We start from the raw sequence: 22482 nt of genomic DNA on the forward strand, positions 1-22482 counted from the left end.
GTCAGCCCTTGGTCAGCCGCTGGTACGCCTCGGCGTCGAGCAGGCTGTCGGCGGTGGCCGAGCCGGTCAGCTTCAGCTCGATCAGCCAGCCCTCGCCGTAGGGGTCGCTGTTGATCAGCTCGGGCGATTCGGCCACCGCGTCGTTGACCGCGACGACCTCCCCGTCCAGCGGCGCGAACAGCTCGGACACGCTCTTGGTGGACTCGACCTCACCGAAGCTCTCCCCGGCGGTCACCGCCAGGCCGGGTTCGGGCAGGTCCACGAACACCACTTCGCCGAGCTGGTCCTGGGCGTACTCGGTGATGCCCACGCGCACCGACCCCTCGCCGTGCGTGGCGACCCACTCGTGCTCCTCGGTGTAGCGAAGCTCTTCCGGAGTGGACAACGCCGGTCCCCTTTCTCACCGCCTGTGCCGGGCATGCAGTCTCGCACCTCAGACCCGGGTGGCGGCACCCCGCCCCGGCGATATCGCCCGCACGGTCTGGAGCACGTACAGCGCGCCGGACCACAGGTACAGCACGCCGCCCCAGGTGGTGAAGGCGTAGGCGATCGGGCGGGCGACGGCGGCCAGGTCGGAGCCGCCCTGGGTGAGCAGCAGGAAGGGGAAGGCGTACATCAGCACGAAGGTGGCGCCCTTGCCGATGTAGGTCACCTCGGGCGGGGCGAACCCGTGCCGGCGCAACACCAGGATGCACCCGCCGACGACCAGTTCGCGCAGCACCAGCGGCACCACCACCCACCAGGGCACGATGTCGCGGAGCAGGAAGGCGATCAGGGTGGCGACGATGTAGAGGCGGTCGGCCGCCGGGTCGAGCAGCTGGCCGAGCCTGCTGGTCTGGTCGAGCCAGCGGGCGAGCTTGCCGTCGAGCCAGTCGCTGAAGCCGCCGAAGGCCAGCACCGCCAGCGCCCAGCCGTCCTCCTCCGGGCCGAGCAGCAGCCACAGGAACAGCGGCACCCCGGCCAGGCGGAGGATGGACAGCAGGTTCGGCACGGTCAGCGCCTGCCGGAGCAACGACGGCTCCGGTCGGGTGCCGGGTTCGGTACCGGGCTCGGTGCCCGGTTCGGTGCTGGGCAGGGACTCGCTCACCCGCCCAGCCTAGTCAGGCCGGGGGCGGGTGAGCGGCCGCCTGCTCGGCGGCCGGGTGGGTTCCGGCCGCGCCGGTGGGCGCCTGCCGCTGTCCGCCGGTCGCTTGGCGGAGCGGCACGGCTGGACCTGCCGCTGTCCGCCGGTCGCTTGGCGGAGCAGCACGGCTGGACCTGCCGCTGTCCGCCGGTCGGCTGACGCGGCGGGTGAGGTCCCGGCCGCGCCGCTGCTCTCCGGGTACCGGCAGGTCGGCCGCAGCCCGGCAAGGCGGTCAGCTGGAGCACCGGAAGCCTCAGCCACGGCGGTCGGCAGGCGCGGCGGCAACTCCAGCCGCAGCGCTCGCCGGTCAGCAGGCGAAGCAGCGTTCAGCCGCTCGGGGGGTCAGCTGGCGCGGCGGTAGCTCCAGCCCCGCCGCTGGAGAGCCGCTCGGGTGAGGACCTGCGGGCGGCCGTGCGGGTCGGTGCCGACCCAGCGCGCGTTGTTCTCTAGCACGTACGGGCGTCCCAGGCTCCACACCACGCTGCACGGCGCGGTCGGGGGCGTGGCGGTCTGGGACTCGGTTGTATCCGGTTCTGCTGGGTTTTCCATCGCTCTCAGTGCTTTCGGGGTCGTGCGTTCGGGGTGATCGTCGGACGCACCGCGCGGGGGTCGTGGTGCCTCCTCACATACCTGTCGGTCGGCAGCGGCCGTTCGTTAACGGCCCGGGCGGAATATTCACCCGATTTTCCACTTGTCGAGACGAGGAATCACCCGCGGTAACCATCCACAAAGGACAGGAAGCGGCGGCCTCGGCGAGAACGGGCACGCACGTGTCCGGCACGACCTGCGGCGAGCAGGACCGCCGCCGGAACGACCGGCCTCAGCCCTTCAACGTCGGGAAGTCCTCTTCGCGGAACTCGCCCGACGGCCGGTCGGCCGCCTCGTGCTCCCGGCCACGCAGTTCCACCCGCCGGATCTTGCCGGAGATGGTCTTCGGCAGGTCGGTGAACTCCAGCCGCCGGATCCGCTTGTACGGCGCCAGGTGCTCCCGGCAGTGCGCCAGGATCGACAGCGCGGTGTCGGCGGTCGGCTCGTGGCCGCCCGCCAGCACCACGTACGCCTTGGGCACGGCCAGCCGGATCGGGTCGGGCGCGGGCACCACCGCGGCCTCGGCCACCGCCGGGTGCTCGATCAGCACGCTTTCCAGTTCGAACGGCGAGATCCGGTAGTCCGACGCCTTGAACACGTCGTCGGTGCGGCCCACGTAGGTGATGTAGCCGTCTTCGTCGATCGAACCGACGTCGCCGGTGTGGTAGTAGCCGTTCGCGAAGGCGGCTTCGGTGCGCTCGGCGTCGTCGGCGTACCCGGTCATCAGCCCGACCGGGCGGTGCGCCAGGTCGAGGCAGATCTCGCCCTCGTTGGCGCGCTCGCCGGTCACCGGGTCGACCAGCGCCACGGCGAAACCCGGCAGCGGGCGGCCCATCGAACCCGGCCGCACCGGCTGGCCGGGGGTGTTCGCGATCTGCACGCTGCTCTCGGTCTGCCCGAACCCGTCGCGGATGGTCACCCCCCACGCCTGGCGGACCTGCTCGATCACCTCCGGGTTCAGCGGCTCACCCGCCCCGACCACCTTGCGCGGCGGATTCTTCAGCGCGCTCAACTCGGCCTGGATGAGCATCCGCCACACCGTCGGCGGGGCGCAGAAGCTGGTGACGCCGCAGCGGTCCATCTGCGCCATCAGCGCGGTCGCGTCGAACCGCGTGTAGTTGTGGAGGAACACCGTGGCCTCGGCGTTCCACGGCGCGAACACGTTGCTCCAGGCGTGCTTGGCCCAGCCCGGCGACGAGATGTTCAGGTGGACGTCGCCCGGTTCCAGGCCGATCCAGTACATCGTGGACAGGTGCCCCACCGGGTACGAGACCTGCGTGTGCCGCACGAGTTTCGGCTGGGCGGTGGTGCCGGAGGTGAAGTAGAGCAGCAGTTCGTCGTCGGCGCGGCTGGTGCCGTCCGGGGTGAACTCCGGGGATTCGCCGTACGCCGCGGCGAACTCGTGCCAGCCGCCGGCGGGCTCCCCCACCGCGATCCGGGTGTACCCCCCGGGGACGCCGTCGAATTTCGCGGTGTCCGCCGCGCGGACGACCACGTGCTTCGCCCCGCCGCGGTCCACCCGGTCACGCAGGTCGGCCGGGCCGAGCAGGGTGGACGCCGGGATGATCACCGCGCCGAGCTTGATCGCGGCGAGAATGGTCTCCCACAGCTCGACCTGGTTGCCCAGCATCAGGATCAGCCGGTCGCCGCGGCGCACGCCGAGCCCGCGCAGCCAGTTGGCCACCCGGTCCGACCGGCTCGCCATCTCCGGGAAGGTCCAGCGCTGCTCCGAACCGTCCTCTTCGACGATCCAGAGCGCGTACCGCCGGGCGTTCGCCGGATCGCGGGCGATCACGTCGAACCAGTCCAGCGCCCAGTTGAACTCGCCGAACTCCGGCCAGGCGAAGCCGTCGTTCGCGGCCGCGTAGTCCTCCCGGTGCGCGAGCAGGAAGTCCCGCGCCCGCCGGAACCGCTGGGAAGCCTCGTCGCTCACCTTGGTCACTCCCGTTTCATTCGCCGTTGAATTCCGGTGCGCGCCGCTCCAGGAACGCCTGCGCCGCCTCCGCGAGGTCCTTGCTCGGCAGGAACGCGGCGTTCCAGGTGGCCACGTACCGCAGGCCGTCGGTGATCTGCCGCTCGGTGTTCACCGACAGCACGTCCTTCGTACCCTGCACCACCAGCGGCGGGTTCGCCGCGATTTCCCCGGCGAGTTCGCGGGCGGCGGCCAGCACCGCGTCCTGGTCCGGGTACACGGCGTTGACCAGGCCGATCCGCTCGGCCCTGGCGGCGTCGATGTCCTTGCCGGTCAGCGCCAGCTCACGCAGGTGGCCTTCGCCGACGATGGCGGCGAGCCGCTGGAGGCTGCCGAGGTCGGCGACGATGGCGACCTTGACCTCACGCACGCTGAACTTGGCTTCCGCGCTGGCCAGCCGGACGTCGGCGGCGCTGATCACGTCCACGCCGCCGCCGATGCACCAGCCGGAGACCGCGGCGATCACCGGTTTGCGGCAGCGCGCCACCGCGGTGACGCTGTCCTGGAGGGTGCGGATCTCGTCGAGGAAGGCGGTGCGCGGCTTGGCCAGCGCGTCCCCGGCCAGCAGCGGGGCCCAGCTCGGCATCATCGCCGGCAGGTCGAGGCCGTAGGAGAAGTGCTTGCCGCTGCCGGTCAGCACCACGGCCCTGACCTCGGGGTCGGCGTCCAGCGCGCGGAAGACCAGCGGCAGCTCGCGCCAGAAGTCCGGGCCCATGGCGTTGCCCTTGCCCGGTCCCAGCAGGGTCACCTCGGCCACGTGACCGGTGCGGTCCACGTTGAGGGAGACAAGATCGGCGTAGGCGTTTTCGGTCATGGCGGTCATCATTACCCATCAGTACGGGCGGCGGCCAGCGACCGGCCGGTGATCGGTTGACGGGATGCCAACCGGTGCCGGTCAATGGTTACCTGGACGGGTGCGGGCGGTTCTGGAGGGACGGTGAGCGGGATGGGCGCGAACAGCGCGGCGGTGGTACTGGACGAACCCCGGGAACCCCGGCGGGTGCGCCGGCCGATCGAGCTGGCGGGCTCGTTCGTGCACGGGGGGCACCGGCTGGCCTACACCGAGTACGGCGCGGGCGATCGGGTGGTGGTGCTCACCCACGGCATCATGTTCACCCGCCGGATGCACGCGCCGCTGGCCAGGCGGCTGGCGAGCGAGGGCTACCGGGTGGTCACCCTCGACCTGCTCGGGCACGGCGAGTCCGACCGCCCGGCCGACTCGTGGCTGTACTCGATGCCCGCCTTCGCCGAGCAGACCGTGGCCCTGCTCGACCACCTCGAGGTGGACCGCGCGGTGCTCGGCGGCACCTCGCTGGGCGCGAACGTCTCGCTGGAGGTCGCGGTGTCCGCACCGGAGCGGATGCGCTCGCTGATCGCCGAGATGCCGGTGCTGGACAACGCCATCGTGGCCGGGCTGCTGACCTTCGCGCCGCTGCTGTTCGCGGCGCGGTTCGTGCCGCTGACCGTGCGCGGGGTGGCCGCGGTGGCGGGGCTGGTGCCGCACGGCAACCAGTGGGTGGACGTGGTCACCGACACGCTCGACCAGCAACCGGCCGGCATGGCCGCGTTGCTGCACGGCGTGCTGTTCGGCCGGATCGCCCCGCCGAAGTCGGTGCGGCGGCGGATCGAGGTGCCCGCGCTGGTGATCGGCCACCAGCGGGACCCGATCCACCCCTTCGGCGACGCCGACACCCTGGCCGTGGACCTGCCCGGCGCGGAGTTCATCCAGGCCCGCAGCCCGATCGAGTTCCGGCTGGACCCGGGCAGGCTCACCGACGCGGTGCTGGACTTCCTGGGCCGCTCATTCGCCTGATCCCAAGCCGGCGACGGGTCCGATCACGATGATGGCCGGCGGGCGCACGCCCGCTTCGGCCGCGGCCTCGGCCGCGGTGTCCAGAGTGGACCGCAGCACGCGCTGGGTGCGCATGGTGCCGTCCTCGACGATCGCCACCGGGGTGTCGCCGGGACGGCCGCCGTCGAGCAGGGCACCGGCGAACTTCGCCAGCCGCTCCACGCCCATCATCAGCACGATCGTGCCGCGCAGCCGGGCCAGCGCGGACCAGTCGGTCAGCGACTGCGGGTGACCCGGCGGCACGTGGCCGGAGACCACCACGACCTCGTGGCTGACCCCGCGGTGGGTCACCGGCACGTCCGCCACCGCCGGCACGGCGAAGGCGCTGGTGATGCCGGGGACCACGGTGACCGGGATGCCCGCGTCGGCGCAGGCCAGCAGCTCTTCGAAGCCGCGGCCGAAGACGTACGGGTCGCCGCCCTTGAGGCGCACGACGAACTTGCCCGCCTTGGCCTGCTCGATCAGCGTGGCGTTGATCACGTCCTGGCTGGCGGCGCGGCCGTACGGGATCTTGGCCGCGTCGATCACCTCGACCTCGGCGGGCAGTTCGTCGAGCAGTTCGCGCGGGCCCAGCCGGTCGACCACCACCACGTCGGCGCGGGCGAGCAGCCGCCTGCCGCGGACGGTGATCAGCTCCGGGTCGCCGGGCCCGCCGCCGACCAGCGCCACACCGGGCAGTTCGTCACCGGGCGTGCGGTACTCGGCGGCCACCGTGCCCGCGCGCAGACCGTCCAGGATGGAGTCGCGCACCGCCGCCGAGCGCAGCGGTTCACCGCCGGAGAGCACGCCGACCAGCACTCCCCCGTGCCGCCCGCTGGCCGGGGTGACCGCGCTGCCCTCGGTCCCGGCGTCGGCGCGGACGCAGAAGACCCGCGAGCGCTCGGCTTCGGCGCAGACCGCGGCGTTGACCTCGGCGCGGTCGGTGCAGGCGAGCGCGTACCAGGCGCCTTCGAGATCACCGTCGGCGTACTCGCGCCGGTGCCAGCGCAGCTCGCCGACCTCGGCCATGGCCTCCACCGACGGCGTCGCGCTCGGCGCGATCACCTCGACCGCGGCCCCGGCGCCGACCAGGCGCGGCAGGCGCCGCTGGGCGACCATGCCACCGCCGACCATCACCACCCGTTTGCCGGAGAGGTCGAGGCCGGAGAGGTAGTGCGGATCTTCGGGCATGCGTAGAAGCATGCCTCGCCGCGTGGGCGGCGGTGCGTCAGGGCTGCAGGATTGTGAGCATCGCGGTATTGCCGAACAGGCGCGCGGTCTCCAGCGCCGACGGCTGCCCGGCCGCGGGGTCGGCGCCGCCCGCGAGCAGCGCCTCGACCACCTCCGGTTCGGCCTTGAACACCGCACCGGCCAGCGGGCTCTGGCCGCGGTCGTTGGTCCGGTTCGGATCGGCTCCGCGCGCCAGCAGGGCGGTGACGGTGGCCGCGTGCCCGTGGTAGGCGGCGAGCATGACCAGGGTGTCCCCGCGGTCGTTGGTCAGGTTCGCCGGGAGGCCGGCGTCCAGGTAGGCCACCAGGGCTTCGGTTTCCCCGTTCCTGGCGAAACCGAAGACCCTGGCCCACAGGCCGAGCATTTCCGGGCTGGGCTCCATGGCCGCCAGCATCTCACGCGGGCACGCGGCCCACCCCCACCAGCGAACCGCAGTCGAGCGAGGTCAGGCCCGCTTCGGCGAGTCCGGCCAGGTAGCGCTCCTTCACCCGCGCGACGGCCGCCTCGTCCAGTCCGTCGAGGAAGGCGCGCATGGCCGCGCCGAGGTAGAGCTTCCAGGCGTCCTCGGGGTGCAGCGGCTGGACGTACTGGACCTCTTCGACGGTGACGTCGGCCAGGCCCAGTCCGGTCAGCCAGCCGGTCAGCTCCGCCGGTGTGCCGATCCGGCCCTGGGAGCCGACGCGGCCGACCGAACCCGCCAGTTCCGGGCGTTCGGGCACGGCCGCGGCCTGGCCGATCGGCACGATCCTGGCCATGCCGTCGCGGCGCCAGGTGGTCACCGCGAACCGGCCGCCCGGGCGCAGCAGGCTGATCAGCCGCCGCGCCCCGGCGTCCATGTCCGGGAAGAAGAACACCCCGTAGACGCACTGGACCAGGTCGTACGGGCCGCCGTCCCAGGTGAGCACGTCGTGCGCGGTGAAGGTCAGCTGGTCGAGCCCGTGTGCCGCGGCGGTGGCCCGGCCCTGGTCGAGCAGCCCTTCGGCCACGTCCACCGCATCGACGTGCCCGGACGGGCCGACGGCCATCGCGGCGGGCACCGCCGACGCGCCCGAGCCGCAGCACGCGTCGAGCACGCGGTCCCCCGGCGACGGGCGGGTGACGGCCACGGTGATCTCACCGAGCGGCCGCCACAGCCGGGCGTACCAGTCCGCGAACTGCGGCCCGGCGGTGCTGAACACGCCCGCGGCGAACTCGGGGTTCACCGGGCGAGCCGCTGGAAGTGGGCGATCAACCGGCGCGGCACCAGTTGCCGCTGCCCGTCGACCACGATCGGCACCAGGTCGGGCGCGGTGGCCTTCCACTGCGCGCGGCGGTGGCGGGTGTTGCTGCGCGAGGTCCTGCGCTTGGGAACGGCCATCACCTACCGGCCTTTCGCGATCCGTAGCGGCGGTGGAACTTCTCGACCTGGCCGGCGGTGTCCATGATGCGGCGCGCACCGGTCCAGAACGGGTGGGAGGCGGAGCTGATGTCCACCAGCACCAGAGGATAGGTGTTCCCGTCGGCCCACTCGACGGATTTCCCCGAGGTCATCGTGGAGCGGGTGAGGAAGGCCTCGCCGGTGGCGGTGTCCTGGAACACCACGGGGTGGTAGTCGGGGTGGATACCCGGTTTCATCGGTGCTCGTCCTTCCGGTCGGCAGCCGAGACCTCGTGTCCCGGCGTGCTCTCGTTCTCGTCACACGGTTCTTCGTGCCATTCGCCGAACGGGTCCGGGTAGCGCGCCCACGCTCCCGGCCCGGCGGCGAGTTCGGCGTCGGTGAGCAGCGCCGCGTCCAGCGCCGCGGTCACCTCCGCCGGGGTGGCCTGGTGGGTGAGCACCACCAGTTCCTGCGCGCGGTCGCCGAACTCCGGGTGCCAGCGCAGCGACGCCAGGGTGCGGCGTTCCGGGCTGACGTCCGTCCACTCGGGACCGTCGTCGGCGGCGAGCCAGGCGCCGGCGTGACCGATGCCGAGCCCGCCCCCCGCGGACTCGACCCACAGCGCCATACCGGGCTGGCTCGCCACCCACACCCGGCCCCGGGTGCGCACCACACCGTCGAGCAGCACGTCGATGGCTTCGTGGAGGCGTTGCGGGTGGAACGGCCGGGTCCGGGTGTAGGTCAGCAGCGCGATGCCGCAGTCGTCGCCCAGCGGTGGCTGGCCACGCAGGAGGGCGCCGTGCATGTCGGTGACCTCGCCGAGCCGGGCGCCGGCGGGCACGGCTTCACGCACGTCGGTCACCTCGCTCAGGTCGAGCCGGGAGGCCGTGGGCGCCAGGCGGTCGAGCACGGCCGCGGTCTTGGCGGCGCTCCAGGCGTCGGGCGCGTCCCCGTGGAGCACCAGCACGTCGGCGAACTCGGCCTGGGAGATGCCGACCTGGGCGAGCGTGCGCTCGTCCTCCGGACTGGCCCGCAGGCCGCGTTCGGCGAGCGTGTCGTCCCCGGTCACGTCGGCCAGCCAGGTGCCGCGGTCGAGCACCGCGACCACGGCCTCGACCCGGACGTCGTCGAGCACCGGCCGGTCGCCGACCAGGGTGTGCTCCAGGGCCCAGCACACCGGCTCCGGCTCCATCGCCTCGTCGAGCCGGACCACGATGCGCCGCACCTCGGGCAGCCGGGTCAGCTTGCGCAGCAACGGGAGCAGGTCCTGGCGCAGGGTGCAGGAAACGCAGCCGTGCGCCAGTTCCAGCTCGGTGAGCTGGTCACGGGGCCCGAGCTGCAGCCTGCGGGTGACCACCCCTTCGCCGATGCGGCGCAGGTTGTGGTGCACCACCGCGGTGCCGGGCTCGCCCGCCCGCAGGCGGTCGGCCAGCGCGGCGCCGGCCCCGGCGGCCAGGCCGGCGATCAGGGTGAGGGGAATGCGGGGGTCTTCGATCACGGGGGTGTACTGTAGATGAAAATGACTATCAATTCCAACTGAGGAGGACAGGTGTCGGCTGTGTGCCAGGTCACCGGGCGGCGGCCCGGGTTCGGCAAGCAGGTTTCGCACTCGCACAAGCGGACCTCGCGCCGCTGGGACCCGAACCTGCAGTCGCGGCGGTACTGGGTGCCGGGTGAGGGCCGGTGGATCCGGCTGCGGGTGTCGGTCAAGGGCATGAAGACCATCGACAAGCGCGGGATCGACGCCGTGGTCGCCGAACTGCGGGCCCGGGGGGAGAAGTTCTGATGGCGCGCAACGAGATCCGGCCGATCGTCAAGCTGCGGTCCACCGCCGGCACCGGGTTCACCTACGTCACCAGGAAGAACCGCCGCAACGACCCGGACCGGCTGGTGCTGCGCAAGTACGACCCGGTGGCGCGGCGGCACGTCGAGTTCAAGGAGGACCGCTGATGGCGAAGAAGTCGAAGATCGCCCGTGACGCGCAGCGGCGCGTGGTGGTGGCCCGGCACGCCGAACGGCGGGCCGAGCTGAAGGCGGTCGTGCGCTCGCCCGGTTCCTCCCCGGAGAAGAAGGCGGCGGCGGTTTCGGCGTTGCAGGCGCTGCCCCGCGACGCGAGCCCGACGCGCCTGCGCAACCGGGACGTCGCCGACGGGCGGCCACGCGGGCACCTGCGCAAGTTCGGCCTGTCCAGGGTGCGGTTCCGGCAGATGGCGCACAACGGGGAACTGCCCGGCATCTCGAAGTCGAGCTGGTGAGCGCCGGTGAAGCGTGAACCGAAGAAGCGGCGGAACCCGCTGACCGCGGCGAAGGTGTCCGAAGTGGACTGGAAGGACACCGAGCTGCTGCGGAAGTTCGTCTCCGACCGCGGCAAGATCCGGGCGCGCCGGGTGACCGGGCTGACCCCGCGGCAGCAGCGGCAGGTGGCCACGGCGATCAAGAACGCCCGCGAGATGGCGCTGCTGCCCTATCCGGTGCGCGGTCGCTGACCGCCCCGGGGGTGGCTCCCGGCCGAGGGGAGCCGCCCCCGGTTCAGCCCAGCAGGACGCGTGCCTGCGCCAGACCGTCCACCTGGGACCGCCAGTCCCCGCCGCCGATGCCGAGCACCAGGTGGTCCACACCCGCCGCCGCGTACTCGGCGAAGCGGTCGGCGGCTTCGTCCGGGGTGCCGGTGATCGGCACCCGCCGCGCCCGCTCGATCGGCATGCCGTACCCGCCGGCGATGCCCTCCGCGAGTTCGTCGGCCGAGGCACCGCCGAACGAAACCACCCCGCCCACGGTCACCGTCGGCAGCGGGCGTTCGTACTCCCCCGCCAGCTCGGCCAGGTGCCCGCGGCCGCGGACCACCTCGTCGACCGGGATGAGCGACGGGAACCAGCCGTCCCCGAAGCGGGCCGCCCGGCGGCGGGCCACCGCCGAGTCGTTGCCCACCCAGACCGGCGGCTGGCGCACCCCGGGGGCCAGCTCGACCACCGGCTCCCCCGGTTCGCCCGCCAGCCGCACCGGCTTGCCCGCCAGCAGGTCCGGCAGCAGCTCCAGGGCGAGGTCCGTGCGCCTGCCCCGGTCGGCGAACGGCACCCCCGCCGCCGCCCACTGCGCCGCCCCGCCGCCCGACCCGACCCCCAGGACGAGTCGGCCGGCGGAGAGGTACTGCAGGCTGGCGAGCTGCTTGGCCGCCCAGGCCAGCGGCCGCAGCGCGGGCACGAAAACGCTCGCCCCGATCCGCACCCGCTCGGTGACCGCGGCGGCGGTGGCCAGCCCGGCCACGCAGTCCACCGTGGCCATCCCGGTGGCCAGGTGGTCCCCCAGCCACACCCCGTCCAGTCCGGCCGCCTCCGCGTGCCGCGCCGCCACCCGCAGGTCCAGTCCCTGCTCGCGCTGCACGGCGACCGACGGCAGGACCACTCCGATTCCCATCACGGGAACGATCCTGGGACCTCGACCATGCTGGAGGTCAAGGGTCAGTCGTGCAGCCGCCCGAGGAATTCCAGCAGCAGCCGCTCCCGCAGGCGCGGCGGTGCGGCGGCGAGCAGCGTGTTGACCCCGGCCATCCGGGCGGGGACCACGTCCGGGCCGCCCATCCCGGCGGCGTCGAGCAGGCCGGCGAACTGCGCCGGGGTCAGCTCCCCCGGGTCCAGCGCGGCGACGAACTCGAGCACCCGCGGGTCCACCGCGACCGGCCCCGCCGCCCGGGCCGCGGCGACGGCGTCCGCCAGGTCGGCGAGGAACTCCCGCTCGTGCCCCCGGTTCGCCGCCGACAGCGTGAGGTGCAGGTTCGCCGGGGAAACCCCGTGGGCGAACTGCGGCTGCACGTACCAGTTCCGCGCGGACATCTCGTCGGCCACGGTGAACAGGTCGAAACCGGGCTCGCCGTCCAGCGCGAAGGCCACCAGGGTCGAGTCGGGGGCGCCCAGCACCCGCAGGCCGCCGATCCCTGCCAGCCCGGCGGCGATCTCCTCCGCCGCCGCCCGCGCCTGGAGCGCCAGCCGCCGGTAGCGGTCCGGGCCGAGGTGCCGGACCACGGCCCACGCGGCAGCCAGCGGACCGCCCGAGCGGGTGGACTGCACGGTGGTGTTGAGCATCGTGTACCCGGGCCAGTCGGCGCTGGCGAAGTAGTGGCCGCGGCGCAGTTCCGCATCGGCGTGCAACAGGACCGAGACACCCTTGGGGCAGTAGGCGTACTTGTGCAGGTCGACCGAAACGCTGGTCACCCCGGGCACGTCGAAGCCGAACGGCGGGACCCCCAGGTGCGGCAGCACCCAGCCGCCGATGCAGGCGTCGACGTGCATCCGGGCACCCCTGGCCGAGGCGGCGGCGGCGATCTCGGCGATCGGGTCGAGCACGCCGTGGGCGTAGGACGGGGCGCTCGCCACCACCAGCACGGTGTGCTCGTCCATCGCCGCCGCCATGGCCGCCGGGTCGGCGCGGAAGGTCACCGGGTCGACCGGCACGGAAACGGCCCGCACGCCGAAGAAGTGCGCCGCCTTGCGGAACGCGGCGTGCGCGGTTTCCGGCAGCACCATCGCGGGCTCACGCACCCCCGGCGCGCCTTCCCGCGCGGCGAGCACCGCCAGCAGGCAGGACTCGGTGCCGCCGGAGGTCACCGCGCCGACCGTGGCCGCGGTTCCCCCGGCCAGTTCCGCGGTCGCGGCCACCAGGTCGTTCTCCAGGCGCAGCAGGCTGGGGAAGGCCGTCGGGTCCAGGCCGTTGGCGTGCGCGGCCAGCGCGTGCGCCTCGGCGGCGAGTCCGTCCAGGCCGGACAGTCCGCTGTCGTAGACGTAGGCGAGCGTGCGGGCGCCGTGCGTGGGCAGGTCACCGGCACGCAGCGCGCGGAGTTCGGCGAGCACCGCCCCGGCCTCGGTCACCGGCCCGGTTCCAGGATCTTCTTGCGCAGCAGCGGCAACGCCAGCGCGACCAGGATCGCGGGCAGCAGCGAGAAGCCGAGCAGGATGGCGGTGATCGCACCACCCGGCTGCACCGCCGAAGAGTCCACAGAGGACACGTAACCGCCGAGCTGGAGGATCAGCCCGAACAGGCCGGGCCCCAGCGCCAGGCCGAGCGTCTCCCCCGCGGTCCACACCCCCGCCGCCACCCCGGCGCGGGTGGCGCCGGTGCGCTCCTCCTCGGCGGAGATCAGGTCGGGCAGGATCGCCAGCGGGAACACCTGGATCCCGGCGTAACCGACACCGGCCAGCGCGACGAACACGAAGACCACCGGCAGCGGCAGCACCCGCGACGCGAGCATGCCGAGCAGGGCGACGGCGAAGACCAGGGTGAAGATCCGCAGCCCGGTGACCTTGCCCCAGCGGCGGCCCAGCGCCATGCACAGCGGCATCACCAGCAGCGCGGGCCCGACGAAGCCGACGAAGAGCAGGGTCTGCAGGCCGGGGTCGCCGAGCACGTACCTGGCCACGTAGCTGACCCCGGCCAGCAGCGTGCCGATGCCCAGCGACTGGATGAAGTAGACACCGAGCAGCCAGCGGAACGCGCGCCACTCGCGCATGGTGGTCAGCAGTGCACGCCAGCTGGTGGTGGGCTGGCGGACCTTCGCCACCGGGGCGTTGCGGATGCTGAAGTACACCCCGAGCGCACCGGCGAGGATGACCAGCCCGATCACCACGCCCATCGCCCGGTAGCCGGGCACACCGCCGAAGAGGTCCACGACGGCGGGCGCGCCGCCGCCGGAAACCAGGATCGCCAGCGCCAGCACGCCGATGCGCCAGCTGTTCAGCCGGGTGCGTTCCTCGTAGCCGGGCGTCAGTTCGGCGGGCAGCGCGTTGAACGGCACCTGGAAGAAGGCGAACGCGGTGGCGCACAGGAAGAACACCGCCACCACGTACCCGGCGTCGAGCCAGGTCCTGCCGAACCCGGGATGGGCGAACAGGGCCGCGAACAGCACCGCCACCCCGATCCCGCCGAACAACAGGAACTTCGCCCGGCTGCCGTCCTTGGCCAGGCGCGCGTCCGAGATGCGGCCGGCCACCGGGTTGAACAGCACGTCCCACGCCTTGGGCACCAGCACGATGGCACCGGCGATCGCGCCGGGCACGGCCATGGTGTCGGTCAGGTAGGGCAGCAACAGCAAACCGGGCACGGTGCCGAACGCACCGGTGACGAACGAGCCGACCGAGTAGCCGAGCCGGGTCTGGAGCGGGAGCACGGCACGACTCTATCTTTGGCTATGCCTCCGGCATAGCGGCGAGGTCGCTTTTGAGCCGGTGTCTGGAGCGGGCACCGCTCCGGCCCCGGGGGCCGCATCTTTGGCTATGCCTCCGGCATAGCGGCGAGGTCGCTTTTGAGCCGGTGTCTGGAGCGGGCACCGCTCCGGCCCCGGGGGCCGTATCGGTGCCCACTCCAGACACCGGCGCGACCTCGCGGGTGGGAGTGGGGGTGAGCGTGCCTACGAGAGGACGTCGGCGATCTTGCGCAGGGCTGCCGCGTCCCCGCGCACCAGCAGGGTGGTGACCACGGTCTTGTCCCACTCCGCCAGTTCCTCTCGGATCTTCGACGGCGGGCCGATCAGCGAGATGTCCTCCACCAGCGCGGTCGGGATGGCGGCGGCCGCCTCCTGCTTGCGCCCGGCCAGGTACAGCTCCTGCACCTGGCCGGCCACCTCCTCGTAACCCATGCGGACGAAGACGTCGTGGTGGAAGTTGGCGTCCTTGGCGCCCATGCCGCCGATGTAGAGCGCCAGCGACGGCTTGATCAACGCGGCCGCCTCCTCCACGTCGTCGTGCACGATCACCGGCGCGGAAGCGGGTACCTCGAAGTCGGCGAAGCCCCGGCGGGCACCCGGGCGGGCGAAGCCCTCCTCCAGGGCGGCGCGGTAGAAGGCATCGCTCTTCGGCGAGAAGAACAGCGGCAGCCAGCCGTCGCAGATCTCGGCCGAGAGCGCCACGTTCTTCGGCCCCTCGGCGGCCAGGTAGATCGGCAGGTCGGCGCGCAACGGGTGCACGGTGGACCTCAGCGGCTTGCCCAGCTTCGCGCCACCGGGGTGCGGCAGCTGGTAGAACTCGCCGTCGAAGGTGACCGGCTCCTCCCGCGCGAGCACCCGCCGCACGATCTCCACGTACTCACGGGTGCGCGCCAGCGGTTTCGGGTACGGCTGGCCGTACCAGCCTTCGACCACCTGCGGCCCGGACGCGCCGAGGCCGAGCACGAACCGGCCGCCGGAGAGGTGGTCCATGGTCAGCGCGCTCATCGCGGTCGCGGTCGGCGTGCGCGCGGACATCTGCACGATGTTGGTGCCCAGCTTGACCCGCTCGGTGGCGGCGCCCCACCAGGCCAGCGGGGTGAACGCGTCGGAGCCGTACGCCTCGGCGCTCCAGACCGAGTCGAAGCCGAGCCGGTCCGCCTCGGTGATCGCCTCCAGCGCTCCCGGCGTCGGGCCGGAGGACCAGTAACCGACGTGGTAACCCAGCTTCATGCGCTCTCCTTCAGTTCGGCACCCTGGGTGCATAGTGGGTGGGGCGATCGCGTTCGTCCAGCGGGGGCAGGTTGCGGGCGGGTGTTTCCACCAGCGGCGCGTCCACCGGGAGCTTGCCCGCCACCCGCCGCCAGCCCGCCCGCGCCCTCGGGTGGTAGCGGCGCTCGAACGGCACCAGCTTGAACGCCGCGTTGATCAGCTTCCCGGTGAGCCGGTGCAGCTTCTCGTCACGCGCGGTCCAGGGGTAACCGAGCTTGTCGCGGATCGGCGGGTCGTACAGGCCGACGGTCAGCCAGACGAAGTTGCGCGCGACCAGCGGCCGCACCAGGTTCCACACCGGTGACGGCAGCCACCACAACCCGTTCGGCTTCGGGATGTCCCCGATGTCCAGCACGTCGCGGGTGGCCTTGTTGTCCTCCAGCACCTCGGTGCACATGTGGTGCCAGTACTCCTGGAACTCCTCCCAGGTCTTGGGCACCGGCCGCGTGCTCATGCCGTACATCCGGTACCACTGGACGTGCTCGTCGAACATCTTCCGCTGCTGGTCGGCGGTCAGCCCGCCCATGAAGTTCTCGGCGATGAGCAGGGCGCTGACGAAGAAGGTGGCGTGCGCCCAGTAGAAGGTGCCCGGGTTCAGCGCGTGGTACGGGCGGCCCTGCGCGTCCACGCCCTTGATCGTGTTGTGGTACCCGCGGACCTGCTTGGCGGTCTCGTGCGCGCGGGGGCCGTCGTAGATCACTCCCCCGATCGGGTAGAGCGAGCGGAACAACCGCTGCCAGCGTTCCTCGAAGAACCGCGAGTGCTCCTCCACCCCCGCGCCCAGCTCCGGGTGCATGTTCTGCATGGACCCGGCCCACAACGCGATCAGCAGGCCGCGCCAGTCGCCGAAGTACTTCCAGGTCAGCGAATCCGGGCCCAGGGGCTCCGGGGACCGAGTCTGCTCCGGCACGGGCGACCTCCTCAATGTGACCACAGGCGTTGTCAGGTTAGGATTGACAACGACCGTAGTCAACTGACGAGTAGGTTTCACATGTCCAGCCGGACCTGGGGTGGCACCACGCTGACCGATCGCCGGGCAGCACGCCGCGCGCAGTTGATCGAGGCGGGCATCGACCTGCTCGGCGCGGAAGCGGGCCCGGCGGTGAGCGTGCGCGCGGTCTGCCGCCACGCCAAGCTCACCGAGCGGTACTTCTACGAAAGCTTCGCCGATCGCGACGAGGTCGTGCTGGCCGTTCACGAGCACGTCGGCCAGGCCGCGCGGCAGGCGCTGATCGACGCGGTGGAGGCCGGTCCCGCCGAACCGGCGGCACGGGCCCGCGCCGCGGTGACCGCCTTCGTCGAGCTGATCATCGACGACCCGCGGCACGGCCGGGTGCTGCTGCTGGCCCCGCTGAGCGATCCGGCGTTGTCCAGCCGAGGGGTCGAACTGCTGCCCGCCTTCGCCGCGCTGATCCGCGAGCAGCTGCCGCCCGGCGCCGCCGAGGTGGAGCGGGACATGACCGCGATCGGGCTGGTCGGCGCGCTGGCGAACCTGTTCATCGCCTACCTCGGCGGCCTGCTGGAGGTGTCGCGGGAGCAGCTGATCGATCACTGCGTCCGGCTGCTCACCCGCGCCTGATCCCGTTCCGCCACCAGCTTCAGCGCGATGTCGATGATCATGTCCTCCTGGCCGCCGACGTACTTCGCCGCGCCGACGCGGTAGAGGATTTCGTGCGCGGGCACGCCGTAGCGCTCGGCGGCGCGTTCGGCGTGCAGCAGGAAGCTCGAGTACACCCCGGCGAAGCCCTGCACGATCGACGACCGGTCCAGCACCGGCAGCCGGGTGATGTACGGCTTGACCACGTTCTCCGCGGCGTCCATCAGCACGTCCTTGTCCACCCCGGTGCGCACGCCGAGGCGGTCGAAGGTGGCCGCGAGCACCTCCGTCGGCGAGTTGCCCGCCCCGGCCCCGAGCGCGGCGAGCGAACCGTCGATCTGCCGGGCGCCCGCGCGGTGGGCCAGCACCGAATTCGCCACGCCGAAGCTCAGGTTCTGGTGCCCGTGGTAACCGACCTGCGCCTGGTCGCCGAATTCCGCGACCAGCGCGGCGACCCGGTCCGAGGCGTCCTCCAGGATCAGCGCGCCCGCCGAGTCCACCACGTAGACGCACTGACAGCCGGCGTCGACCATGACGCGGCCCTGCTCGGCCAGTTCTTCCGGCGTGGACATGTGCGCGAGCATCAGGAAGCCGACGGTTTCCAAGCCGAGTTCCCGTGCCGCGCCGAAGTGCTGGATCGAGACGTCGGCCTCGGTGCAGTGGGTGGCGATCCGGACCGCACCGGCACCGAGGTCGGCCGCCGCCCGGAGGTCGTCGACGGTGCCGAGGCCGGGCAGCAGCAACACGGCGATCTTCGCGCGCTTCGCCTCGTCGACCGCCGCCGCGATGAGCCTGCGCTCGTCGACGAGCGAGAACCCGTAGTTGAAGGTGGAGCCGCCGAGGCCGTCGCCGTGGGTGACCTCGATCAGCGAGATGCCCGCGGTGTCCAGCGCGCGCACGGTGTCCCGCACGTTCTGCTCGGTGAACTGGTGCGCCATGGCGTGGCTGCCGTCGCGCAGGGTGGTGTCGACGAGGCGGACTTCCCGCGTGCTCATGCCGAAACCGCCTTCCGCTGGGCGAGCAGTTCACCGACGCGGGCCGCGGCGGCGGTCATGATGTCCAGGTTCCCGGCGTAGCGCGGCAGGTAGTCGCCGTTGCCCGCCACTTCGAGGAACACCGCGACCCTGGCGCGGCCCCGCCAGCCCGGCCGGGGGTCGTCGAACTGCGGTTCGGCGGTGAGCGTGTAGCCGGGCACGTACTCCCCCACCGCGCGGACGACCTCGTGCACGGAGTCGGTGACGGCCACCCGGTCGGCATCCGGGTCGATGGCGCAGAACACCGTGTCCCGCATGATCATCGGCGGCTCCACCGGGTTGATGATGATGATCGCCTTGCCGTGGCCCGCGCCGCCGACCTCTTCGATGCCGCGTGCGGTGGTGCGGGTGAACTCGTCGATGTTGGCGCGGGTACCCGGTCCCGCCGAGCGCGACGAGACCGAGGCGACGATCTCCGCGTACGGCACCGGGGTCACCCGGGACACCGCGTGCACGATCGGGATGGTGGCCTGGCCGCCGCAGGTGATCAGGTTGAGGTTGGGGGCCGACAGGTGTTCGGTCAGGTTGACCACCGGGCAGGTGAACGGGCCGATCGCGGCGGGGGTCAGGTCGATCGCCTGGATCCCGACCTCGGCGTAGCGCGGTGCGTTCGCCTCGTGTGCTTTCGCCGACGTGGCTTCGAAAACCAGCTCCGGCGGTTCGTCCTGGGCGAGCAGCCAGTCCACGCCCTCGGCCGAGGTGCGCACACCGAGCGCGGCGGCGCGCGCGAGCCCGTCGGACGCCGGGTCGACACCCACCACGTACCGGACGTCGAGGTGTTCGCTGCGGCGCAGTTTGACCAGCAGATCGGTGCCGATGTTGCCGGGACCGACGATGGCGGCGGTGCGGGGCACGGGCGTCCTCCCTAGCTGAACACGGCGCTGACCGCGCCGAGCCCGTCGACGGTGCAGGTGACGTGGTCGCCGGGGGCGACCGGGGAAACCCGGGTGATCGAGCCGGACAGGATGACGTGGCCCGGCTGCAGCGCGGTGCCCATCTCACCGAGCTTGTTGGCGATCCACACCAGACTGTTCAGCGGGGAGCCCATCACCGCGCCGCTGTGGCCGGTTTCGATCACCTCGCCGTTGAGGCGCAGTTCGCACGGGGCGCTGGTCAGGTCGATCGCGTCCACCGGCACCGGGGTCGCCCCGAGCACCACCGCGCCGGAGGAGGCGTTGTCCGCCACGGTGTCCACGATGGAGATCCGCCAGTCGCGGATGCGGGAGTCGACCAGTTCCAGGGCCGGTAGCAGGTGGTCCACCGCGTCGGCGGCCTGCTCCGCGGTGATCCCGGGGCCCTGCAACGGTTTCCGGAGCACGAAGGCGATCTCCGGCTCGATCCGCGGTTGCAGGAAGCGCGCGGTCGGGATGGGCTCGCCCTCGGCGTAGAACATGGTGTCGGTCAGGTGCCCGAAGTCCGGTTCGTCCACGCCGATCTGCCGCCGGGCCGCTTCGCTGGACAGGCCGACCTTGTGCCCCCGCACCACCGCCCCGCCCGCCTGCCAGTGCCGGACCTGGGCGAGCTGCACGGCGTAGGCGTCGGCGACGGTGAGTTCGGGGTGGTCCTCGATCAGCGGCGGGATCGGTTCCCCGGAGACGTAGGCGGCGAGCAGGTCCTCGGCGAGGGCGTGGTGCAGGGCGGTGTCCGGCATGGCACCCACCATCCACCCGCGAATGGGGCACACTCAATGCATGTGTCCCGCTGAGCGGAACGACGAGGGGGCCACCGCGGCCCGGCTGGCCCTGCTGCTGACCGCCTTCCGCCCCGGCGACGACGCGCTGGGGGTGTCCGAACTGGCGCGCCGCACGGGGCTGCCGAAGTCGAGCACGCACCGGCTGATCGGCCACCTCGCCGGGCACGGGTTGCTGGAACGGGACGGGCGGGCGGTCCGGCTGGGGCTGCGGCTGTTCGAGATCGGCCAGCTCGCGATCCGGCAGCGGGGACTGGTCGACGCGGCCCGGCCGTACCTGGCCGATCTGCGCGAGGCCACGCACAACACCGTCCACCTCGCGATCCTGGAGGGAACGGAGGTGGTCTACCTCGACGTGCTGCGCGGGCCGGACGCCCCGCACCTGCCGTCCCGGACCGGCGGCCGGTTCCCGGCCCACGCCACCGCCGTCGGCAAGGCCATCCTCGCGTTCTCCCCGGACGACCTGGTGGAGCAGGTGATCGCGGCCGGGCTCGAGCGGATCAGCCCGCGCACCATCACCGCGCCCGGCCTGCTCCGCCGCCAACTCGCCAAGGCCCGGCTCGACGGCGTCGCCCACGAACGGGAGGAGTCGGTGCCGGGTGTGGTGTGCGTGGCCGGCCCGGTGCTCGATGCCGGCGGGCACGCCGTTGCCGGGATCTCCCTGTCGGGCTGGGCGAACCGGATGAGCACGGCGCGGATCAGCCCGGCCGTCCGGACCGCGTCACTGGCGCTCTCCCGGACCCTGCGGGGCTGACTCCGGTTCTTCCGGTTTCGCACCCACCAACTCCCCTCCTCACCGCGAATCGTCCGCTACGCGGCCGGTTCCTGCTCCTCCGTCGCGATCCGCAGCGACTCGACGAGTTCCCGGTAGAGCTCGTCGGTGCGCAGCAGTTCCTCGTGGGTGCCCCGCGCCCGGATGCGGCCCTCCGCCATCACCACGATGGTGTCGGCGTCGAGCACGGTGGACAGCCGGTGCGCGATGGTGACCACCGCCCCGGTGGCCGCCCGGCGGCGGATGCAGTCGTGGACCGCCGCCTCGGTGAGGCCGTCCACCTGGGCGGTCGCCTCGTCCAGCAGCAGCACCTCCGGGGTGCGCAGCACCGCCCGCGCCAGCGCGATCCGCTGCCGCTGCCCGCCGGAGACCGAGGTGGGCGAAAGCGGGGTGTCCAGCCCGTGTTCCAGTGTCGTCACCTTCTCGGTCAGCTGCACCTCGTCGAGCACGGCCCGCAGTTCGGCCTCGCCCGCGTCCGGGTGCGAGTAACGCAGGTTGTCCCGGATGGTGCCCGGCACGATCGGCGTCTCCTGCTCGACGTAGGCCAGCCGCTCGCGCACCTGCCCGTAGGTCAGTTCACCGTACGGCCTGCCGTCGAGCAGCAGTTCCCCTTGCTGCGGCTCGAGAAAACGCAGGATCAGCGAGAACAGCGTGGTCTTGCCCGCCCCGGACGGCCCGACGATCGCCACGTGCCCGCGGCGCGGGATGTCCAGGTCGATCCCGCGCACGGCGGGCTCGGCGTCCGGCCCGTACGCGGCGGTGATGCCGCGCAACCGCAGCACCGGCCCGGCCGACGCCGGGCCGGTGGCGCCGGGTGCCCCGTCGGTTTCGACCGGCATCGCCTCCACCTCGCGGATCCGCGCGGCGGCGGCGATCCCGGACTGCAGCGTGGTGACGTTCTGGCTCAGCTCCATGATCGGCTCCATCAGGCCGAAGGCGTAGAGCAGGAAGGCGATCAGGCTGGACACCTCCAGCACGCCGAGGCCGACCCGCCACGCCCCGAGGCCGAGGATGGCGATGATCGCCAGCTGGACTCCGGACCAGGCGATCGTCCACGCCACCGCCTCCCGCCGGACCGCCCGGATGCTGTGCGCCGCCGACGCTTCCGCCTCGCGGAGCACCCCGTCGGCCTGCCGCTCCTCGGCCCGGCTGACCTTCACCGTGCGGATCGCCTTCAGCGTGCCCTCCAGCAGCCCGCCGAGCTTGCCGACGTGGTCCTGCGCGCGTTCCTGCGCCTTCGCGATGGCGGGCATGAGCAGGGCGAACAGCAGCGCGATCAGCACCACGGCCAGCACCGTGGTGCCGAGCAGCACCAGGTCCAGCAGGCCCATCAGCACCAGCGTGCCGATCAGCAGCACCACGCCGTTGATCAGCGAGATCACGCTCGACGTGGCCGCTTCGCGCAGCAGCACGGTGTCCGAGGTGACCCTGGTGACCAGTTCACCGGCCGGGCGGCTGGTCACCGCGGGCACGGTGGCGCGGAAGAACCGCCGGACCATCGCCTCGCGGGCCGCAGCACCACGCGTTCGCCGAGGGTGCCGAGCAGGATCCACTGGCAGGTCCAGATCAGCGCGCCCGCCACCAGCAGGGCGAGCAGCGCGAACACCGGCTGGGCCGGCGAGCCGGCCGCGCCGAGCTGGTCGAGCACCCACTTGGTGACCATCGGCGTGGCCAGGCTCATGCCCGAGCCCAGCAGGGCCAGCCCCAGGCCCAGCACCAGGGTCGGGCGGTGCGGGCGGGCGAAGGACCACAGCGTCCGGAGCCCGGGCAACCTGGCCGGACGGACAGTCATGCTCTCTTTTTGAACATCCACGCTCAACAGTGGA

At 72.5% G+C, this 22482-nt stretch carries 27 protein-coding genes; 7 read left to right on the forward strand and 20 right to left on the reverse strand.

The window, feature by feature from the left end; translation table 11 throughout:
* Nucleotide 1 precedes the first annotated feature (1 nt).
* From gcvH to AC07EG_RS25920, 4 genes are all read right to left on the reverse strand, one after another.
* Nucleotides 2-385 (reverse strand): glycine cleavage system protein GcvH, encoded by a 384-nt coding sequence (gene gcvH / locus AC07EG_RS25905; protein WP_478255773.1) that lies wholly within the window; start codon nt 383-385, stop codon nt 2-4.
* A gap of 48 nt (nt 386-433) precedes the next feature.
* Nucleotides 434-1075: a cardiolipin synthase ClsA gene (clsA, locus tag AC07EG_RS25910; protein ID WP_478255949.1), complete on the reverse strand. Its 642-nt coding sequence runs from the start codon at nt 1073-1075 to the stop codon at nt 434-436.
* An 868-nt stretch (nt 1076-1943) separates the two neighbouring features.
* Entirely contained in the window at nt 1944-3644 is a 1701-nt protein-coding gene (locus AC07EG_RS25915) for an AMP-binding protein (protein ID WP_478255950.1), read from the reverse strand.
* Nucleotides 3645-3660: 16 nt separating this feature from the next.
* Nucleotides 3661-4506 (reverse strand): crotonase/enoyl-CoA hydratase family protein, encoded by an 846-nt coding sequence (locus AC07EG_RS25920; protein WP_478255774.1) that lies wholly within the window; start codon nt 4504-4506, stop codon nt 3661-3663.
* Between the two features lie 123 nt (nt 4507-4629).
* On the opposite strand from AC07EG_RS25920, the gene AC07EG_RS25925 reads away from it, so the two are divergent.
* Nucleotides 4630-5496 (forward strand): alpha/beta fold hydrolase, encoded by an 867-nt coding sequence (locus AC07EG_RS25925; RefSeq protein ID WP_478255775.1) that lies wholly within the window; start codon nt 4630-4632, stop codon nt 5494-5496.
* Here the strand turns inward: AC07EG_RS25925 and cobA are convergent.
* The 6 genes from cobA to mrf are packed head-to-tail and all read right to left on the reverse strand — an operon-like array spanning nt 5485 to nt 9599.
* Nucleotides 5485-6705 (reverse strand): uroporphyrinogen-III C-methyltransferase, encoded by a 1221-nt coding sequence (gene cobA, locus AC07EG_RS25930; RefSeq protein ID WP_478255776.1) that lies wholly within the window; start codon nt 6703-6705, stop codon nt 5485-5487. The genes AC07EG_RS25925 and cobA overlap by 12 nt on opposite strands.
* Before the next feature lie 37 nt (nt 6706-6742).
* Nucleotides 6743-7138, reverse strand: a complete 396-nt coding sequence (locus AC07EG_RS25935) for an ankyrin repeat domain-containing protein (RefSeq protein WP_478255777.1) — start codon at nt 7136-7138, stop codon at nt 6743-6745.
* Nucleotide 7139: 1 nt separating this feature from the next.
* Nucleotides 7140-7946 carry a class I SAM-dependent methyltransferase gene (locus AC07EG_RS25940; protein WP_478255778.1) on the reverse strand — a complete coding sequence of 269 codons (807 nt, stop codon included), beginning with the start codon at nt 7944-7946 and terminating at the stop codon, nt 7140-7142.
* On the reverse strand, nt 7943-8101 hold the full coding sequence (rpmF, locus tag AC07EG_RS25945; protein WP_478255779.1) for a 50S ribosomal protein L32: 159 nt from the start codon (nt 8099-8101) through the stop codon (nt 7943-7945). The genes AC07EG_RS25940 and rpmF overlap by 4 nt, the downstream gene beginning before the upstream one ends.
* Nucleotides 8101-8358: a type B 50S ribosomal protein L31 gene (locus AC07EG_RS25950; protein WP_478255780.1), complete on the reverse strand. Its 258-nt coding sequence runs from the start codon at nt 8356-8358 to the stop codon at nt 8101-8103. Before AC07EG_RS25950 ends, rpmF begins: the two co-directional genes overlap by 1 nt.
* Entirely contained in the window at nt 8355-9599 is a 1245-nt protein-coding gene (mrf, locus tag AC07EG_RS25955) for a ribosome hibernation factor-recruiting GTPase MRF (RefSeq protein ID WP_478255781.1), read from the reverse strand. The genes AC07EG_RS25950 and mrf overlap by 4 nt, the downstream gene beginning before the upstream one ends.
* 51 nt (nt 9600-9650) lie before the next feature.
* Between mrf and rpmB the strand changes: the two genes are divergently transcribed.
* The 4 genes from rpmB to rpsR are packed head-to-tail and all read left to right on the forward strand — an operon-like array spanning nt 9651 to nt 10587.
* On the forward strand, nt 9651-9887 hold the full coding sequence (rpmB, locus tag AC07EG_RS25960) for a 50S ribosomal protein L28 (RefSeq protein WP_478255782.1): 237 nt from the start codon (nt 9651-9653) through the stop codon (nt 9885-9887).
* Nucleotides 9887-10051, forward strand: a complete 165-nt coding sequence (gene rpmG, locus AC07EG_RS25965; protein ID WP_153033109.1) for a 50S ribosomal protein L33 — start codon at nt 9887-9889, stop codon at nt 10049-10051. The genes rpmB and rpmG overlap by 1 nt, the downstream gene beginning before the upstream one ends.
* The gene (rpsN, locus tag AC07EG_RS25970; protein ID WP_478255783.1) at nt 10051-10356 is read left to right on the forward strand and encodes a 30S ribosomal protein S14; all 306 of its coding nucleotides are present in this window, start codon (nt 10051-10053) and stop codon (nt 10354-10356) included. The genes rpmG and rpsN overlap by 1 nt, the downstream gene beginning before the upstream one ends.
* A gap of 6 nt (nt 10357-10362) precedes the next feature.
* The gene (gene rpsR / locus AC07EG_RS25975; RefSeq protein WP_478255784.1) at nt 10363-10587 is read left to right on the forward strand and encodes a 30S ribosomal protein S18; all 225 of its coding nucleotides are present in this window, start codon (nt 10363-10365) and stop codon (nt 10585-10587) included.
* A 43-nt stretch (nt 10588-10630) separates the two neighbouring features.
* On the opposite strand, the gene AC07EG_RS25980 is transcribed toward rpsR, so the two are convergent.
* From AC07EG_RS25980 to AC07EG_RS26000, 5 genes are all read right to left on the reverse strand, one after another.
* Nucleotides 10631-11515: an LLM class flavin-dependent oxidoreductase gene (locus AC07EG_RS25980; RefSeq protein ID WP_478255785.1), complete on the reverse strand. Its 885-nt coding sequence runs from the start codon at nt 11513-11515 to the stop codon at nt 10631-10633.
* 44 nt (nt 11516-11559) lie between these two features.
* Nucleotides 11560-12963, reverse strand: a complete 1404-nt coding sequence (locus tag AC07EG_RS25985; RefSeq protein ID WP_478255786.1) for a pyridoxal phosphate-dependent decarboxylase family protein — start codon at nt 12961-12963, stop codon at nt 11560-11562.
* Nucleotides 12960-14258 (reverse strand): MFS transporter, encoded by a 1299-nt coding sequence (locus AC07EG_RS25990; protein WP_478255787.1) that lies wholly within the window; start codon nt 14256-14258, stop codon nt 12960-12962. The genes AC07EG_RS25985 and AC07EG_RS25990 overlap by 4 nt, the downstream gene beginning before the upstream one ends.
* 240 nt (nt 14259-14498) lie before the next feature.
* Nucleotides 14499-15524: an LLM class F420-dependent oxidoreductase gene (locus tag AC07EG_RS25995; RefSeq protein ID WP_478255788.1), complete on the reverse strand. Its 1026-nt coding sequence runs from the start codon at nt 15522-15524 to the stop codon at nt 14499-14501.
* A gap of 10 nt (nt 15525-15534) precedes the next feature.
* Nucleotides 15535-16473, reverse strand: a complete 939-nt coding sequence (locus AC07EG_RS26000) for an oxygenase MpaB family protein (RefSeq protein WP_478255789.1) — start codon at nt 16471-16473, stop codon at nt 15535-15537.
* Between the two features lie 81 nt (nt 16474-16554).
* Between AC07EG_RS26000 and AC07EG_RS26005 the strand changes: the two genes are divergently transcribed.
* Complete coding sequence (locus AC07EG_RS26005) at nt 16555-17142, forward strand: TetR/AcrR family transcriptional regulator (RefSeq protein WP_478255790.1); 588 nt, start codon at nt 16555-16557, stop codon at nt 17140-17142.
* Here the strand turns inward: AC07EG_RS26005 and dmpG are convergent.
* From dmpG to AC07EG_RS26020, 3 genes are read right to left on the reverse strand one after another with little or no spacing between them, the layout of a single operon-like run.
* Complete coding sequence (gene dmpG / locus AC07EG_RS26010; protein WP_478255791.1) at nt 17112-18155, reverse strand: 4-hydroxy-2-oxovalerate aldolase; 1044 nt, start codon at nt 18153-18155, stop codon at nt 17112-17114. The two genes, AC07EG_RS26005 and dmpG, sit on opposite strands and share 31 nt — an antisense overlap.
* Nucleotides 18152-19048, reverse strand: a complete 897-nt coding sequence (locus AC07EG_RS26015) for an acetaldehyde dehydrogenase (acetylating) (protein ID WP_478255792.1) — start codon at nt 19046-19048, stop codon at nt 18152-18154. Before AC07EG_RS26015 ends, dmpG begins: the two co-directional genes overlap by 4 nt.
* An 11-nt stretch (nt 19049-19059) precedes the next feature.
* Nucleotides 19060-19845, reverse strand: a complete 786-nt coding sequence (locus AC07EG_RS26020; protein ID WP_478255793.1) for a 2-keto-4-pentenoate hydratase — start codon at nt 19843-19845, stop codon at nt 19060-19062.
* A 40-nt stretch (nt 19846-19885) separates the two neighbouring features.
* Between AC07EG_RS26020 and AC07EG_RS26025 the strand changes: the two genes are divergently transcribed.
* Nucleotides 19886-20638: an IclR family transcriptional regulator gene (locus AC07EG_RS26025; RefSeq protein ID WP_478255794.1), complete on the forward strand. Its 753-nt coding sequence runs from the start codon at nt 19886-19888 to the stop codon at nt 20636-20638.
* Nucleotides 20639-20694: 56 nt separating this feature from the next.
* Here AC07EG_RS26025 and AC07EG_RS26030 read toward each other — a convergent pair whose 3' ends face one another.
* Entirely contained in the window at nt 20695-22119 is a 1425-nt protein-coding gene (locus AC07EG_RS26030; protein WP_478255795.1) for an ABC transporter ATP-binding protein, read from the reverse strand.
* The gene (locus AC07EG_RS26035) at nt 22116-22448 is read right to left on the reverse strand and encodes a hypothetical protein (protein ID WP_478255796.1); all 333 of its coding nucleotides are present in this window, start codon (nt 22446-22448) and stop codon (nt 22116-22118) included. The genes AC07EG_RS26030 and AC07EG_RS26035 overlap by 4 nt, the downstream gene beginning before the upstream one ends.
* Nucleotides 22449-22482: the final 34 nt, after the last annotated feature.

This window comes from Amycolatopsis sp. NPDC045836 (assembly GCF_056431745.1).

Coding starts and splice junctions, on each gene's coding strand:
- dmpG (WP_478255791.1), bottom strand. CDS start 18,155: ATGAGCACGCGGGAAGTCCGCCTCGTCGACACCACCCTGCGCGACGGC.
- AC07EG_RS26005 (WP_478255790.1), top strand. CDS start 16,555: ATGTCCAGCCGGACCTGGGGTGGCACCACGCTGACCGATCGCCGGGCA.
- AC07EG_RS26035 (WP_478255796.1), bottom strand. CDS start 22,448: ATGACTGTCCGTCCGGCCAGGTTGCCCGGGCTCCGGACGCTGTGGTCC.
- AC07EG_RS26025 (WP_478255794.1), top strand. CDS start 19,886: ATGTGTCCCGCTGAGCGGAACGACGAGGGGGCCACCGCGGCCCGGCTG.
- AC07EG_RS25935 (WP_478255777.1), bottom strand. CDS start 7,138: ATGCTGGCGGCCATGGAGCCCAGCCCGGAAATGCTCGGCCTGTGGGCC.
- AC07EG_RS25950 (WP_478255780.1), bottom strand. CDS start 8,358: ATGAAACCGGGTATCCACCCCGACTACCACCCCGTGGTGTTCCAGGAC.
- AC07EG_RS26020 (WP_478255793.1), bottom strand. CDS start 19,845: ATGCCGGACACCGCCCTGCACCACGCCCTCGCCGAGGACCTGCTCGCC.
- rpmG (WP_153033109.1), top strand. CDS start 9,887: ATGGCGCGCAACGAGATCCGGCCGATCGTCAAGCTGCGGTCCACCGCC.
- AC07EG_RS25925 (WP_478255775.1), top strand. CDS start 4,630: ATGGGCGCGAACAGCGCGGCGGTGGTACTGGACGAACCCCGGGAACCC.
- rpsN (WP_478255783.1), top strand. CDS start 10,051: ATGGCGAAGAAGTCGAAGATCGCCCGTGACGCGCAGCGGCGCGTGGTG.
- AC07EG_RS25920 (WP_478255774.1), bottom strand. CDS start 4,506: ATGACCGCCATGACCGAAAACGCCTACGCCGATCTTGTCTCCCTCAAC.
- AC07EG_RS25980 (WP_478255785.1), bottom strand. CDS start 11,515: ATGGGAATCGGAGTGGTCCTGCCGTCGGTCGCCGTGCAGCGCGAGCAG.
- AC07EG_RS25995 (WP_478255788.1), bottom strand. CDS start 15,524: ATGAAGCTGGGTTACCACGTCGGTTACTGGTCCTCCGGCCCGACGCCG.
- rpmF (WP_478255779.1), bottom strand. CDS start 8,101: ATGGCCGTTCCCAAGCGCAGGACCTCGCGCAGCAACACCCGCCACCGC.
- cobA (WP_478255776.1), bottom strand. CDS start 6,705: ATGCCCGAAGATCCGCACTACCTCTCCGGCCTCGACCTCTCCGGCAAA.